The organism is Mobilicoccus caccae, from assembly GCF_030161635.1.
GTDB classification, from domain to species: domain Bacteria; phylum Actinomycetota; class Actinomycetes; order Actinomycetales; family Dermatophilaceae; genus Mobilicoccus; species Mobilicoccus caccae.
The window spans coordinates 881,675-895,075 of record NZ_BSUO01000001.1; the positions used below are offsets into that span (position 1 = coordinate 881,675).

Genomic DNA, 13,401 nt, shown 5'->3' on the forward strand with positions numbered 1-13,401 from the left:
TCGCGCTGCTCCAAGTCGGCGGGCACCCCCGAAGGAGGACGAATCGGTCCTCGACGCCATCAAGGCCGTCGACACCGAACACCACTTCGTCACCTACATGTCGCTGAGCTGCCAGAACTGCCCCACCGTCGTCCAGGCCCTCAACACCATGGCCGCGCTCAACCCCAAGATCAGCCACACCGCCGTCGAAGGCTCCCTCTTCCAGGACGAGATCGCCGAGAAGAACGTCCTCGCCGTCCCCACCATGTACCTCGACGGCGAACTGTTCGGCCAAGGCCGCATGGACGCCCGCGACATCGTCGGCAAGATCGACACCGGAGCCTCCGCCCGCGACGCCGAACGCCTCAACGGCATGGACTCCTTCGACGTGCTCGTCGTCGGCGGCGGCCCCGCCGGCGCATCCGCCGCCATCTACGCCGCCCGCAAGGGAATCCGCACCGGTCTCGTCGCCGAACGCTTCGGCGGGCAGGTCCTCGACACCATGGCCATCGAGAACCTCATCTCCGTGCCCTACACCGAGGGCCCCAAGCTCGCCGCCCACCTCGAAGAGCACGTCAACGCCTACGACGTCGACCTCCTCAAGGGGCACACCGCCAGCGCCCTCAAGGTCGCCTCCGACGGCGCCCTCCACGAGGTCGAGTTCGACAACGGTGCCACCCTCTCGGCCAAGACCGTCGTGCTCGCCACCGGCGCCCGCTGGCGCACCATGGGCGTTCCCGGCGAGGACGAGTACCGCAACAAGGGCGTCACCTTCTGCCCGCACTGCGACGGACCCCTGTTCAAGGGCAAGCGCGTCGCCGTGATCGGCGGCGGCAACTCCGGCGTCGAAGCAGCCATCGACCTCGCCGGCGTCGTCGGCCACGTCACCCTCATCGAGTTCCTCGACGAGATGCGCGCCGACGAGGTCCTCCAGCGCAAACTCCGCAGCCTCGACAACGTCGACGTCGTCCTGTCCGCCCGCACCACCGAAGTCATCGGCGACGGCGCCCAGGTGACCGGCCTCGACTACGAGGACCGCACCACCGGTGAGACCGAGCACCTCGACCTCGAAGGCGTCTTCGTCCAGATCGGGCTGCTCCCCAACACCGAATGGCTCAAGGGCGCCGTCGAACTCACCGACCGCGGCGAGATCGTCATCGACGAGGACGGCAAGACCAACGTCCCCGGAGTCGTCGCCGCCGGAGACGCCGCCTCCTCCCCGGCCAAGCAGATCGTCGTCGCCCTCGGCGGAGGAGCCACCGCCGCACTGACGGCCTTCGACCACCTCATCCGCACCAGCGCCCCCGCGTGAGACCGCGATGAACCTGCGCGACCTCGAATACCTCGTCGCGCTGTCGGAACACCGGCACTTCGGCCGGGCGGCAGCGGCCTGCTACGTCAGCCAGCCGACCCTGTCGACCCAGATCAAGAAGCTGGAATCCGACCTCGGCGCCCCGCTCATCGAGCGGGGCGCCCGCGGGGTCCTGTTCACCATGGCCGGTGAACAGGTCCTCGCCCGCGCCAAGACCGTCCTTGCAGGCACCGAGGAGATCCGGGCCATCGCCCGATACGCCACCGACCCCCGCGCCGGCACCCTGCGCCTCGGCGTGTTCCCCACCCTCGCCCCGTACCTCCTGCCCCACGTGGTCCCGGAGATCCGCCGGCGACTGCCCGACCTGCGGCTCCTGCTCGTCGAGGAACGGACCGCGGAGCTGACCGACATGCTCCACGCCGGCTCGGTCGACGCCGTCGTCCTCGCCACCCCGGTCGAGGACTCCTTCGAGTCGCTGCCCCTGTTCCGGGAGGACTTCGTCCTCGCGGTCCCCAGCGGTCACCCGCTCGCGGCCACGAGTGGGCCCGTGACGACCGGGGCCCTGCGCGGTCAGGACATCCTGCTGCTCGCCGAGGGGCACTGCCTGCGCGAACAGGCCCTCGAGGTCTGCTCGCAGGTCGGTGCCGGTGAGCGCGACGGGTTCCGGGCCACGAGCCTGGAGACCCTGCGCCACATGGTGGCCGCCGGGGTCGGGATCACCCTGCTGCCACAACTGTCGGTGGCGCCCCCGGTGCCGCAGTACGACGGGATCGACCTCATCCCCTTCGCCGACCCTGCGCCCTACCGCGACATCGCCCTCGGGTGGCGGCGGGCCGGCGTCCACGGCGGCCTCATGACGGAGCTGGCCGACATCCTGCGCACGGCCACCCAGCACGGCCCGCGACCCCTCGGCGAATAGCCGTCGACGGGCAACGAGGCGGCCGGTGAACGTGAGGCGACGGGCTCCCCGTGAGGAGCGTTCGGGTTCCGTCGCAGGTGGGGCCTCCTCTAACCTCGATGAATGAACGCGTATCAGCGTGGTCCCGTGACACTGCGCGGGCAGCACGTCCCCACGACGACGACCGACCAGCGGCTGCTGGACAACAGAGGGCCCGCCGACTGGCTGCACACCGACCCGTGGCGTGTCATGCGGATCCAGGCGGAGTTCGTCGAGGGGTTCGGTGCCATGGCCGAGGTCGGGCCCGCGGTGAGCGTCTTCGGGTCGGCCCGCACCAAACCCGACCACCCCATGTACGCGCTGGGGGAGCAGGTGGGCGCCGAACTGGTCGAGGCCGGGTACGCCGTCATCACCGGCGGGGGCCCCGGGTCGATGGAGGCCGTCAACAAGGGTGCCGACCGGGCGGGCGGGACGTCGGTGGGACTGGGCATCGAGTTGCCCTTCGAGCAGGGCCTCAACTCCTACGTCCACATCGGCGTCAACTTCAGGTACTTCTTCATCCGCAAGACGATGTTCGTCAAGTACGCCGAGGGGTTCATCGTGCTCCCCGGCGGATTCGGCACGTTCGACGAGCTGTTCGAGGCGCTGACCCTCGTGCAGACCCATAAGGTGACGTCCTTCCCCATCGTCCTCATCGGCACCACGTACTGGCAGGGCCTGCGTGACTGGCTGCGCGACGTCGCCGTCGAGGAGGGCACGATCAGCGCCGCGGACGTCGACCTCCTGCACCTCACCGACGACCCGCAGGAGGCGGTGCGCCTGATCCGCACGGCCAACGAGGAGCGTCGCGCGCATCGTCCCGAGTGAGGACGCCCGCGCGCCGGTACGCCCGAGCCCCGTGGCGTGACACCATCGTCGGGTGATCGTCCTCATCGCCGTCGCAGCCCTGACCGTCATCGGTCTCGCCGTCGCCCTCGGCTTCGGGGCCGTCGCCCGCCTGTCCGTGCATCGCAGCGATCCCACCTCCACCGTCGGTGGCCGGGCGTTGCCCGAGGGGAGATCGTCAGCGACGACGTGGAGCACGTGCGCTTCGACGTCGCCCTGCGGGGATATCGCATGGATCAGGTCGACGAGGTCGTCGATCGACTCCGGCTGCGGATGGCCGAACTCGAGGAGGAGCTCGCCGCCCAGGGACCCCGCTACCCCTTCTTCGCCGAGGACGGGGAGCACTCGGGCGGGTCCGTGTCGATGTTCCCGGTCGTGCGCCGGGACGCGTCCGACCCCGCGTCCGGTCGTGCGCGGCTCGGTGCGGCACACGAGGATCGGCAGGACGGTCCCGCAGACGACACACCGAAGGCGTGACGCGAGTGTCGGCGACGCCCCGTGGGCGTGCGCGCGTGGGGACCGGTCATGACCGGGGGGTACAGTGGGCCCGATTCGCCGCGGGCGGGGGCCCACGTCGTCTCTCGGCCCGTCCACGGCCGACGGACTCGACACCGTTCACGCCCCGGGCCGCCCATCCCGCCGCGGTCGACACGAGTTGTCGTGACCAGTCCCGGACGGAAGGAAGCACCGTGCTGCAGGCGGACGCCGTGCGTCGAGTCGATCTCGGAGCATGTCGATGAGGGGTGCGGTCGGCGCCACCTCCGGTGAGAGCTCGCCGAAGGCGGCACTCGCGGCGGATTCGGGCGGACGGACGAGTTCGCAGCAGGCCGGGTCGCCCTCGGCGCTGCAGCGAGTCCTCTACCGGTGGTACGAGCGGCCGCGGGCGTTCATCGTGGGCACGCTCGTGATCTACTTCGTGGCCCGTCTCTTCTCGGCGGTCGTGCTCACGCTCGTCAGCGGTTGGCAGCAGGACGTCACCTGGAACCTCGCCGAGCACGGCAGCCCCTACTTCCGGATGACGGTCCTCTGGGATGCGTTCTGGTATCGGCAGATCGTCGAGGACGGCTATCCGGCGGTGATGCCGGCCGACGCCGAGACGGGCCGGTTGTGGCAGAACCCGTGGGCCTTCTACCCGCTGTTCCCCTACCTGACCCGGTTCCTCATGCAGCTCACGGGTGGCGGCTTCGCCGAGGTCGGGTCCACGGTGTCGTTGCTGGTCGGCGCCGGGGCCGCGGTGCTCATCGCCGTGCTGCTCCGGGATCGTGTGGGCCCCCGAGTCGCCATCGCCGGCGTCACGCTGTGGGCCACGTTCATGGCGGCCCCGGTCCTGCAGGTCGCCTACACCGAGTCGATCGCGATCCTGCTGCTGTGCGGCGTCCTGTACTTCCTCGCCCGTGAACGCTGGCTCGCGGCCGCGGCCGTGGCCCTGTTCACCGGTATCGCCCGCCCGATCGCGTTGCCCCTGGGCTTCGTGGGCTGCGTCTGCGTGTTCCTGCGCTGGCGCAAGCGCGACGAGCGCCCGGTGAGCAAGGCCGAGTGGGTCAAGATGTTCACCGCGCTGGTCGCCTGCGGCCTGTCCGGTCTGATGTGGCCGGCCCTCGCCTGGCTCGGGACGGGCAAGCCCACCGCCTACACCGACTCGATGGCGGCCTGGCGCGCCGTCCCCGAGATCCAGCCGTTCCAGCCCTGGTGGAAGCTCTTCAAGTGGATGGCGGCGTACTGGGTCGACGGGGGACCGCTGGTCGCCGCTCTCGCCCTCGCGGCGATCGTGCTGCTCACCTTCGGGCTCATCCTCGGCCCGTGGGCGCGGTCCCTCGGCCCGGAGCTGCGCGCGTGGTCGTTCGCGTACTCGCTCTACCTCTTCGCCTCGCTCGACCCCTCCACGAGCATCTTCCGCTACCTGCTCTGCCAGTTCCCGATCGCGGTGGTCCTGCTCGGACGTGGCTTCGGCCCACCGCGGCCGATCCCCGGGGTGGACGACGAGAGCGACTCCGTGGCCACCGTGGCCGAACGCTACGACGCCCGGCTGTGGTGGCTGGTCGCCGCCGGAGTCATCCTCAACCTGGCGCTCCAGTGGTGGTGGGTCGACGTCATCTGGCACTTCACGCCACCGGCCGACAACCCGCCGTGATCCACGTGGTGGCACCGGTGAAGGACGGCACCCGCCCTGGTGGCGAGCGCGGTTCGTCCCGGGGAGCCGCCTGTCAGATTTCGCTCGGGGGTGAGGGTGGGAGATACTGGGGTCCGTGAGGCGCCGGGTCCTGGCCGGATCCGCCCCACGTCCGCTCTGGTTGAGAAGGAAGAGGGTACCCATGGCCGCGATGAAGCCGAGGACTGGTGACGGGCCGCTCGAGGTCACCAAGGAGGGTCGCGGCATCGTGCTGCGCATGCCCATCGAGGGGGCGGGCGCCTGGTCGTCGAGATGTCCCCCGACGAGGCCGCCGAGCTCGGCGCCGCCATCGACGGGTGCGAGGCTGTCCCTTCTCGTTGACACATCGCCCGCATTTCGAAGGAGCCCCCGCCGATCCGGCGGGGGCTCCTTCGTGTCGTCGGCGGGTGATCGAACCCCACCTACGGGGTCAGGCCAGACGCACCGAGACCAGCAGACCGTCACCGACGGGGAGCAGGGTCGTCTGTAGACGCTCGTCGTCGCGCAGGCGCTTGCCGAGGGTGCGCAGGATCGTCGTCGTCTCATCGCGGGCGGCGGGGTCGGCGACGCGGTCGTGCCAGAGCATGTTGTCGACGGCGACCACGCCGCCGACGCGGACGATGCGCAGCGCCTGCTCGAGGTAGTCGGGGTACTCCCGCTTGTCACCGTCGACGACGACCATGTCGTAGGCGCCGTCGGCCAGGCGCGGCAGCACGTCGAGTGCCTGCCCGGTGATGATGCGGGTGCGCTGCGGCGCGAGACCGGCGGCGGCGAACGACTGGCGGGCGGCGCGGTGGTGTTCGGCCTCGATGTCGATAGTGGTCAGGACACCGTCGGAGGGCATCCCCTCGAGCAGCCACAGCCCCGACACGCCGGCGCCGGTACCGATCTCGACGACGGTGTGGGCCTGCCCGGAGGCGGCCAGCAGCCGCAGCGCCGCGCCGACGCCGGGCAGCACCGGGGAGCATCCGAGCTCCTCACCGCGCCGGCGGGCGGCCTCGACGGCCGGGGGCTCGGTGAGGAAATCCTCGGTATAGATCCAGCTCGCCGGCTTCTGCATGCTCATGGCGCCAGCCTAGTCCGGATCCGCACGCATCTCGTCCCCGGTCGGATCGCTCGGCCCGCGGCGGCGGGGAGCGGTTCGAGCGCCGGATCCCGTGGTCCCGTCGGCCGCCCCGCGGCGGTATTCAGGGCGGACTCGTCACCATTGTCCAGCGTCCTCCCAGGTTGAGTCGGGACAATCGAGGGGTCGATGGGTTCCGTCCCGGGACCCCACTCCAGCCGAAGGACCGACGTGGTCTCCACACCGACCCCCGCTCGAACCACCACTGCGTCGAGTGACGCGGTGTCAGATGGCGCGTGGACGCAGCCGTCGTGGGACGAGGTGGTCCGGGACCACTCCGCCCGCATCTACCGGCTCGCCTACCGCCTCACCGGCAACCAGCACGACGCCGAGGACCTCACACACGACGTCTTCATCCGCGTGTTCCGCTCGCTCGGCTCCTACCAGCCCGGAACGTTCGAGGGCTGGCTGCACCGCATCACCACCAACCTCTTCCTCGACCGGATGCGGCGCAAGCAGCGCATCCGCTTCGACGCCCTCTCGGAGGACGCCGCCGCGCGTCTGCCCAGCAAGGCCCGTGGCCCGGCGCAGGAGTACGACGACACCCACTTCGACGACGACGTCCAGCGCGCTCTCGATGCGCTCTCGCCCGAGTTCCGCGCGGCCGTCGTGCTGTGCGACATCGAGGGTCTGACGTACGAGGAGACCGCGGCGGCCCTCGGGGTCAAGCTCGGCACCGTCCGCTCGCGCATCCACCGGGGCCGGTCGCTGCTGCGCGAGTCCCTGGCGCACCGGGCTCCGACGTCCGCCCGATCCAAGGCCACCCGCCTTCCCGCGCTCTCCTCGCAGACGGTCCTCGCTCACTGAGAGTTCACGTGGCGGGTTTCGGCCGCCACGACGTCGGTGCTTGAATGGCACTGCGCCGGACCTCGGCGCCGCAGAGCGGATCGGGTGAGGAGCGCACAGGGTGGGTGCTGGAGAGTTCGGCGTCATCCTCGTCCTCGCCTTTCTGCTGATCGGCCCCGAGCGACTGCCGGAGGTGCTGGCCAAGGTCAAGCACTTCGTGCGTGAGGCGCGCAAGATGGCCGAGGGAGCCAAGGGGCAGCTGCGCGAGCAGATGGGCCCGGAGTTCGACGACATCGACTGGAAGTCCTACGACCCGCGTCAGTACGACCCGCGCCGGATCGTGCGTGAGGCGCTGGCCGAGCCGCTCGAGGACGACGACGAGCCCGCCCGGGACGAGCCGCAGGATCGGCCCACCTATCGGCCCGCCGCGGTGTACGACCCGGCCAGGCCCGTTCCGTTCGACACCGACGCGACCTGACCCGGTCCGCCGACGACGCATCACGACGACGAAGCAGGCCCCGCCGAGAACGGCGGGGCCTGCTTCGTGCTGCGCTGCGGTCAGCGGTTCTGCGGAGTGATGCCCAGCTTGCGACCGGCCAGGCCGCGGGCGCGGGTGGCCAGGCCCTTGGCGATGCCGCGCAGGGCGACGCCGGCGGGGCCGTCGGGGTTGGACTGCACGACGGGAGCGCCGCTGTCGGAGCCCTCGCGCAGGCTGATGTCGATGGGGATCTGCCCGAGCAGGGGGATCTCGGTGCCGACGATCCGGCCCAGGGACTCGGCGACCTGTTGCCCGCCGCCGGAGCCGAAGAGCTCCTGCCGCGTGCCGTCCGGCAGCTCCAGCCACGACATGTTCTCGATGACGCCGACGATGCGCTGGTGGGTCTGCGTGGCGATGGAGCCGGCACGCTCGGCCACCTCGGCCGCGGCCTGCTGCGGCGTCGTGACGACGATGATCTCGGCGCCGGGGATGAGCTGGGCCACGGAGATCGCGACGTCGCCGGTGCCGGGCGGCAGGTCGAGGAGCAGGACGTCGAGGTCGCCCCAGTACACGTCGGCGAGGAACTGCTGCAGCGCGCGGTGCAGCATCGGCCCGCGCCACACGACGGGCTGGTTGCCGGGCACGAACATCCCGACGGAGATGACCTTCACGCCCTTGGCCTCGGGCGGCATGATCATGTCGTCGACCTGGGTCGGCGGGTAGTCCACACCCATCATGCGGGGGATGGAGAACCCGTAGATGTCGGCGTCGACCACGCCCACGCGCAGCCCGGACTCGGCCAGGGCCGCGGCGAGGTTGGCGGTCACCGAGGACTTGCCGACGCCGCCCTTGCCCGAGGCGATCGCATAGACACGGGTGAGCGAATCGGGCCTGGCGAAGGGGATCTCACGCTCGGCCTGGCCGCCGCGCAGATGCTGTTTGAGGGCGGTTCGCTGCTCGTCGTTCATCACGCCGAGAGTGACGTCGACCGAGGTCACGCCGTCGACCGCCGCGAGCGCCTTGTGGGTGTTCTGCGACAGGGTGTCCTTGAGGGGACACGCCGCGACCGTGAGCAGGATCGTGACGGTCGCGCGGCCGGCGTCGTCGACCGAGACGTCCTCGACCATGCCGAGCTCGGTGATGGGGCGGTGGATCTCCGGGTCCTCGACCCCGGCGAGGGCCTGGAGCAGGGTCTCCTTGGTGGGGGCTGACATGTCACCCACTCTATGGGGCGCCGGGGGTGGGTCGAGCACGGGGCGGAGGCCGGGGGTCCGTCGTCGTTCATGTCCGCGTCACCCGGCGCGTGCACAGTGGCACGGGTGTCTCGCCCGAGGAGGGGGATCGATGATCGAACGGGTGGGCCGCGCGATGATCGCGGTCGTCATGGTGGTGCTGCTGACGACGGCGTCGGGGCTGGGGACCTCGGCCGGTGTCGCACAGGCCGCGAGTCGGGTGAAGAACGTGAGTCTGCAGGTGGGAGCGACCTCGACCGTTCACCACCTGTCCTGGTACGCACGCGCCGTCTCGGGCCAGTCGGTGCAGGTCAGGCAGCGCCCGGCGGACGGGCGCTGGTCCGGGCCGGCGCGCACGGTCCCGGCACGCGCCCACCGCACCTCGGAGCGTGGATGGGTCGGGCTCAGGGCTGTCGTCGCGGGGCTCGAGGCTGGCAGGACCTACCTCTATCGGGTCGGCTCGGGTCGCGGTGGGTGGTCGAGCACGGGCACCTTCACGGTTCCGGCGGGCGACCACGGCACGTTCATCGCCCTGGGGGATCCGCAACTCGCGCACCGGGGGCGGAGCGTGCGGGGAGCCGACGGCTGGCGCCGGACCGTGGAATCGGCCACGACACGCCACCCCCGCGCCCGGTTTCTGCTCAGCGTGGGCGACCAGGTGAACGACCCGAGGTCCGTGAGCGAATGGGACGCCTTCTACGCGCCCACCCGGCTGCGGGGGTACCGCCTGGCCACCGTACCGGGCAATCACGACGTGGCCCGCCGGAGCACCACGTACGGCGAGCATGTGCATCTGCCCGGCCTGGCGCCGGCGGGTCGAACCGTCGCCGGAACGGGCGACTACCACTTCGTCGACGGTGCGACGCTGGTCGTCGGTCTCAACTCGAACGAGAAGCGCGTCGAGGTGCACCGCGATCACCTCCGTCGGGTCGTCGCGGCGAACCCCGCGCGGTGGATCGTCGTCGTCATGCACCACGCCCCGTTCTCGGGAGCCGGGCACCTGCACGACGCCGACGTGCGCGCGTTCCGGGCACGACTCACGCCCGAGTTCAGCCGGCTCGGTGTCGACCTCGTCCTCTCCGGGCACGACCACAGCTACGTGCGCACCCACCTCATGACGGGTGCGGCGGTCTCGCACAGGACCGGGCCGGCTCCGGCCACCGTGCGACCGGGACCACGCGAGGTGATGTACCTGACGCTGGATTCGTCCTCCGGGAGCAAGCACTACGCGCTCGAGGGGAAGGTGCCGTGGGCCGCCGTCCGACACCAGGGGATGCGCCCGTCGTACACGGCGGTGACGACCAGCCCGACCAGCCTCGTCGCCACCACCTACGACGACCGCGGCGCTCGCGTGGACTCCGTGACGCTGCAGCGCTGACGTCGGTGCGCGGCGGGGTGGCCGGTGACGCCGCGGGCGCGTGTCGATGACAACCGATGGTGCCCGTGGATGCGTCACTGAGGACATGGAGAGAGCGCGGACCTCGTTCGAGGACTTCGTGCGCGCCTGCGGCCCTGGCCTGCACCGGGCGGCCTGGGTGCTGACCCGCGACGTCGGACATGCCGAGGACCTGGTCCAGTCGGCGTTGCTCTCGACGTGGAAGGCATGGCACCGCATCGAGACCGAACCCGGCGCGTATGCCCGCACGGTCCTCGTGCGGGAGTTCGTCTCGACCCGCCGGCGGCGGATGTGGGGCGAACGCCCGGGCGCGGATCAGGACGTAGCAGGGTCTTCGGCGAAGACCGATGCGCCGGAGGAGAACTGGGTGGACCGCGTGGCCCTGCACGACGCACTGCTCGCCCTTCCGCGGGCGCAACGGGCCGTGGTGGTCCTGCGATTCCTGGAGGACGTGTCGGTCGATGCCACCGCGCAGGCCCTCGGCATCGGCACCGGAACGGTGAAGTCGCACACTTCGCGGGCGCTCGCGCATCTGCGCGTCGACCCCGCCGTCGAAGGGAGCACGCGATGAGATCCGAGCACTACCTGGACGACCTCCGCCGTGACCTGCGGAGACTCGCCGACGACGCGCCGGCCTTCGACCCGCGGACGGTGCGTGAGCCGGCCGAGCAGGCGAGCGAGCTCGGCACCCGGTCGCGACGACCACGTCGGTCGTGGATCCTCGGCGCGGCCGCGGCCGGTTTGCTGGTCGCACTCGTCCTTCCGTGGGCGGCCATGCTCGGGGGTGCCGACCCGGTCGGGGCGCCGGCGCAGCAGGCGGCCGGAGACGCGACGACCACGGCGACTCGTGATCCGGGGCCGATACCGGTTGAGGAGCGGTTGCCGGCGCACGGAGGAACCGGGATGGAGGCGCTGCTCGACGGCCCGACCGTGGTGATGGCGCCCGGGTGCGTCGCCGTCGTGGGACCGAACGATGACCTCGTCCCGGTGATCTGGCCGCAGGGATACTCCTCCGAGACGACCGAGGAGGGCACCTACCTGGTCCGTCCCGACGGCACGCGGGTCGTGCGGTTGGGGACGCCGGACCGGCCCGGACCGCCGCTGCGGATCGGGGGCGGGTATGGTGCCGCCGTGCCCTCGGCCTGCCGAGGCGCGGGCATCACGGCCACGGAGGGGTTCTGGGCCGGAGACGTCGAACTCGGCTGAGCCCGAACGCCGCCGGGTCGCAGGATCAGGGGCCCTGCGGCTGCGGAGGACTTCCCGCGTCGAGCGGGTCGTCGGACTCCATGCGGCGCGCCTTGGCCTTCTTCTTCTTGCGCGGGCGACGGTCGGCGTCGTCGGGGGAGTCCTCGCCGTCGTCGGCGCCACGGCGTTCGTCCATCTCCTCGAGCAGGTCACGCAGCTCGGAGCGCACGAAGTCACGGGTGGCCACGTCGCGCAGGGCGATGCGCAGCGCCGCGACCTCACGGGTGAGGTACTCGGTGTCGGCGAGGTTGCGTTCGTCGCGGGCACGATCCTGCTCCAGACCGACCCGGTCGCGGTCGTCCTGCCGGTTCTGCGCGAGCAGGATGAGCGGGGCGGCGTAGCTGGCCTGCAGCGAGAGGATCAACGTCAGCAACGTGTAGTTGAGCGCGCGCGGGTCGAACTGGGCCGACTCCGGCATGAACGTGTTCCACGCCAGCCACACGGTGACGAACACGGTCATGTAGAGCAGGAACTGCGGAGTTCCCATGAACCGTGCGAAGCCCTCGCTCGCCCGCCCGAAACCCTCGGGATCCATCCGGGGGATGCGGATGGGACGACGGGTCGACTCACGCGGCTGGTCCAGTCGGCCGCGGGAGGGGAGTCAGCCATGCGTCACCTCGTGTCGGTTCTCGCGCCAGTCCTCGGGCAGCAGGTGGTCGAGCACGTCGTCGACGGTGACCGCGCCGAGCAGGTGTCCGTCCTCATCGGCGACGGGCAGGCTCACGAGGTTGTACGTCGCCAACTCGCGCGTGATCGTCCCCACCGGATCCGTCGGGGCGAGCGGTTCGACATCCTTGTCGACGACCGAGCCGACGGACTCGTGCGGTGGTTCTCGCAGCAGCCGCTGGATGTGGACGATGCCGAGGAACTTGCCCGTCGGGGTCTCGGTGGGAGCCCGGCAGACGTACACCATGGCGGCCAGCGCGGGGGAGATCTCGGTGCGGCGCACCGACGCCAACGCCTCCGCGATCGTCGCCTCGGGCGGGAGGATCACGGGCTCGGTCGTCATGAGACCGCCGGCGGTGTCCTCGTCGTAGGTGAGCAGGCGCCGAATGTCCTCCGCCTCGTCCGGTTCCATCATCCGCAGGTATCGCTCCTGCGCCTCGGGCGTGAGTTCGGAGAGCAGGTCGGCGGCGTCGTCGGGCTGCATCTCCTCGAGGACATCGGCGGCGCGCTCGCCCTCGAGCGAGGCGAGGATCTGGATCTGCTCCTCCTCGGGCAGCTCCTCCAGGACGTCGGCGAGCTTCTCGTCGGTGAGTGCGCGCGACACGTGGATGCGCCGGTGGGGCGGCAGATCGCGGATCATCTCGGCGAGGTCGGCGGCCTTCATGTGGTCGACGTCGTCGAGCAGCAGGTCGGCCCGCTGGTCGGGTTCGTGACCCCGCAGACCGATGACGCGATCGACGTCGACGAGGGCGGTCTCGCCGCGTCGCCGGGTGATACGGAATCGCGAGGCTTTCTCCCCGGGCGGGGTCTTGCGGACGAAGATCTTCTCCACCGACCACTCACGGGTGCGGACCCGCTCGATCGCGACGTCCTCGACGGTGGCGGAGTAGGCCTCCTCGTCGATCTCCTGCACGGTGACGCTGCGGTCGAGCAACTCGGCGACGACACGCACCTCGGTGGGGCGTTGCTCGAACCGGCGCATGTTGACCAGGCCCGTCGTGATGACCTGTCCGGCGTCGATGCTGGTGACGCGGGTGAGGGGCACGAAGACGCGCCGACGCCCTGCGACCTCGACGACGAGCCCGACCGCCAGCGGCCGTCGCCGGGTGGAGGTGAACGTCACGATGACGTCACGGACGACGCCGACCTGGTCGCCGAGAGGATCGAAGACGGCGAGACCCGCCATGCGCGCGACGAAGACCCGGGTGCTCTGACTCACGTTGGCAGGGTACAACCCGGCACGTCAGCGCCC

Annotated in this window: 14 protein-coding genes and 1 pseudogene; 11 read left to right on the forward strand and 4 right to left on the reverse strand. The window is 70.9% G+C overall.

The window, feature by feature from the left end:
* The first annotated feature begins 58 nt into the window (after nt 1–58).
* The 6 genes and pseudogenes from ahpF to QQK49_RS04390 all read left to right on the forward strand — a co-directional run bounded on the left by ahpF (nt 59) and on the right by QQK49_RS04390 (nt 5,565).
* The gene (gene ahpF / locus QQK49_RS04365; protein WP_284305821.1) at nt 59–1,291 is read left to right on the forward strand and encodes an alkyl hydroperoxide reductase subunit F; all 1,233 of its coding nucleotides are present in this window, start codon (nt 59–61) and stop codon (nt 1,289–1,291) included.
* Nucleotides 1,292–1,298: 7 nt separating this feature from the next.
* Entirely contained in the window at nt 1,299–2,210 is a 912-nt protein-coding gene (locus QQK49_RS04370; RefSeq protein WP_284302878.1) for a LysR substrate-binding domain-containing protein, read from the forward strand.
* Between the two features lie 102 nt (nt 2,211–2,312).
* Complete coding sequence (locus QQK49_RS04375; RefSeq protein WP_284302879.1) at nt 2,313–3,056, forward strand: LOG family protein; 744 nt, start codon at nt 2,313–2,315, stop codon at nt 3,054–3,056.
* Nucleotides 3,057–3,263: 207 nt separating this feature from the next.
* Nucleotides 3,264–3,551, forward strand: coding sequence for a DivIVA domain-containing protein (locus QQK49_RS04380; protein WP_284302880.1), 288 nt, complete (start codon nt 3,264–3,266; stop codon nt 3,549–3,551).
* Between the two features lie 259 nt (nt 3,552–3,810).
* Complete coding sequence (locus QQK49_RS04385) at nt 3,811–5,205, forward strand: hypothetical protein (protein ID WP_284302881.1); 1,395 nt, start codon at nt 3,811–3,813, stop codon at nt 5,203–5,205.
* Between the two features lie 181 nt (nt 5,206–5,386).
* Nucleotides 5,387–5,565: pseudogene (locus QQK49_RS04390) on the forward strand (DUF3117 domain-containing protein).
* 88 nt (nt 5,566–5,653) lie between these two features.
* Here QQK49_RS04390 and QQK49_RS04395 read toward each other — a convergent pair.
* A complete protein-coding gene (locus QQK49_RS04395) occupies nt 5,654–6,289 on the reverse strand; it encodes an O-methyltransferase (RefSeq protein WP_284302882.1) in 636 nt (211 codons plus the stop codon).
* Between the two features lie 279 nt (nt 6,290–6,568).
* On the opposite strand from QQK49_RS04395, the gene sigE reads away from it, so the two are divergent.
* Nucleotides 6,569–7,153, forward strand: a complete 585-nt coding sequence (sigE, locus tag QQK49_RS04400) for an RNA polymerase sigma factor SigE (RefSeq protein ID WP_431310508.1) — start codon at nt 6,569–6,571, stop codon at nt 7,151–7,153.
* A 100-nt stretch (nt 7,154–7,253) separates the two neighbouring features.
* Nucleotides 7,254–7,610, forward strand: coding sequence for a twin-arginine translocase TatA/TatE family subunit (locus tag QQK49_RS04405; RefSeq protein WP_284302884.1), 357 nt, complete (start codon nt 7,254–7,256; stop codon nt 7,608–7,610).
* An 80-nt stretch (nt 7,611–7,690) separates the two neighbouring features.
* Here QQK49_RS04405 and QQK49_RS04410 read toward each other — a convergent pair whose 3' ends face one another.
* Nucleotides 7,691–8,824: an Mrp/NBP35 family ATP-binding protein gene (locus QQK49_RS04410; RefSeq protein WP_284302885.1), complete on the reverse strand. Its 1,134-nt coding sequence runs from the start codon at nt 8,822–8,824 to the stop codon at nt 7,691–7,693.
* Between the two features lie 130 nt (nt 8,825–8,954).
* On the opposite strand from QQK49_RS04410, the gene QQK49_RS04415 reads away from it, so the two are divergent.
* The 3 genes from QQK49_RS04415 to QQK49_RS04425 all read left to right on the forward strand — a co-directional run bounded on the left by QQK49_RS04415 (nt 8,955) and on the right by QQK49_RS04425 (nt 11,444).
* A complete protein-coding gene (locus QQK49_RS04415) occupies nt 8,955–10,220 on the forward strand; it encodes a purple acid phosphatase family protein (protein ID WP_284302886.1) in 1,266 nt (421 codons plus the stop codon).
* A gap of 85 nt (nt 10,221–10,305) precedes the next feature.
* Complete coding sequence (locus QQK49_RS04420; protein ID WP_284302887.1) at nt 10,306–10,809, forward strand: SigE family RNA polymerase sigma factor; 504 nt, start codon at nt 10,306–10,308, stop codon at nt 10,807–10,809.
* A complete protein-coding gene (locus tag QQK49_RS04425; protein ID WP_284302888.1) occupies nt 10,806–11,444 on the forward strand; it encodes a hypothetical protein in 639 nt (212 codons plus the stop codon). The genes QQK49_RS04420 and QQK49_RS04425 overlap by 4 nt, the downstream gene beginning before the upstream one ends.
* Before the next feature lie 25 nt (nt 11,445–11,469).
* Here the strand turns inward: QQK49_RS04425 and QQK49_RS04430 are convergent, their stop codons facing one another.
* Nucleotides 11,470–12,066, reverse strand: a complete 597-nt coding sequence (locus QQK49_RS04430) for a DUF1003 domain-containing protein (RefSeq protein ID WP_284305822.1) — start codon at nt 12,064–12,066, stop codon at nt 11,470–11,472.
* A gap of 18 nt (nt 12,067–12,084) precedes the next feature.
* A complete protein-coding gene (locus QQK49_RS04435; RefSeq protein ID WP_284302889.1) occupies nt 12,085–13,368 on the reverse strand; it encodes a magnesium transporter MgtE N-terminal domain-containing protein in 1,284 nt (427 codons plus the stop codon).
* Nucleotides 13,369–13,401 lie beyond the last annotated feature (33 nt).